The sequence below is a fragment of the Streptomyces sp. NPDC057010 genome, from assembly GCF_042673805.1.
Taxonomy (GTDB): domain Bacteria; phylum Actinomycetota; class Actinomycetes; order Streptomycetales; family Streptomycetaceae; genus Streptomyces.
On sequence record NZ_JBHUSC010000144.1, the window covers coordinates 1 to 1,093 of the forward strand.

A 1,093-nucleotide genomic window follows, 5' to 3' on the forward strand; every position below is an offset into this window, starting at 1 on the left:
GCAGTACCAGCTTGGGTATGCGGTGCGATGGCATGCGCTGACCGTCACGATTCGCGGACAGAGCGCATACGAATACACAGTCGCGCCAGGTGCGGTATTTCACGATTACAACATGGAGCAGCAGGGCAACCTGGTCGCGGATTACTATGCCGTGCAGGTGCTGAAGGCGCCTTTCGCCGTCTTTCACCGTGGCTACGTCGGCACGCCGTTCGAGCTCGATCACGTCCTTGCTCCGCTCCTGGAGGATCCCAAGAATGCAGACAATCTTCCGAAGTAGTGTTTTAGGTGTGCTCGCGTGCCTGCTCTGTCTGTCGCGCGCGATGGCGACGTCGGAAGCGCCCATCGAACTGGAAATCAGGCAGGTCGACGGGAATCCTGCCGCCTGCCTGCCGCTGAACGACGAACGGGCCGAGAGCGTTATCCAGATCCGCTCGGTCGGTGTTGCCAGGCCAACCGGCCCGGCGAGCCCCGACGTGACGTACTGGTGGTTTGACATGCCAGCGGAGGCCAAGCCTGTCTACCTGAAGCGCGGCGAGTGCATCGTGTATGGGCAGAGCGTGAACCGCGCGAACGTCAGAACGCAGCCCAAGCCGCTGCATCTCAATCGGACTTACTACATCTCGATCATTCCGGGCGGGGATTCCGGGCCGGTCTACAGCGCGGCGTTCTGCACGCTCAAGCAGCCCGGTGGCGGCGTGCATATCGCGGTGCCGAAGAATGACCGGAATCCCTGTGCCGCCAATCACTGACCGGCGCATGGCGGATATGTTCGAATTCCTGATTGATTCGAATGGCGTCGATGCGGCCACGGATGGGTTCGGAGCATGATGAACATATTGCGAAGCTGCGCAATGGCGGGCGTGTCCTGCTGCCTGCTCGCCTCCCGTGCAGACGCGATGTCGCATGGTCCTGTCCGTCTGGTCATCAGGCAGGTCGAGGGAAAGCCGGCTGCTTGCCTGCCCATGCGTGACGATACCGGCTCGGAGCCGATCCAGATCCGTGGGGTCGGTGTGACGAGACAAACCGGCCCGGTCAGTCCCGTTGTCACGTATTGGGCGCTGGAGGTTCCGGAGCGTGCGCCACTGGTTTATCT

3 protein-coding genes are annotated in these 1,093 nt (G+C 61.8%); all 3 read left to right on the forward strand.

The annotated features are described in order from the left end of the window. The coding region (locus tag ACFTXQ_RS36685) for a hypothetical protein (protein WP_382650028.1) at window positions 1-277 on the forward strand (277 nt) is incomplete at its 5' end. Further along, window positions 255-749: a hypothetical protein gene (locus ACFTXQ_RS36690; RefSeq protein WP_382650031.1), complete on the forward strand. Its 495-nt coding sequence runs from the start codon at window positions 255-257 to the stop codon at window positions 747-749. The genes ACFTXQ_RS36685 and ACFTXQ_RS36690, both read left to right, overlap by 23 nt. Before the next feature lie 75 nt (window positions 750-824). Next, on the forward strand, window positions 825-1,093 hold a 269-nt coding region (locus tag ACFTXQ_RS36695; RefSeq protein ID WP_382650034.1), incomplete at its 3' end, for a hypothetical protein.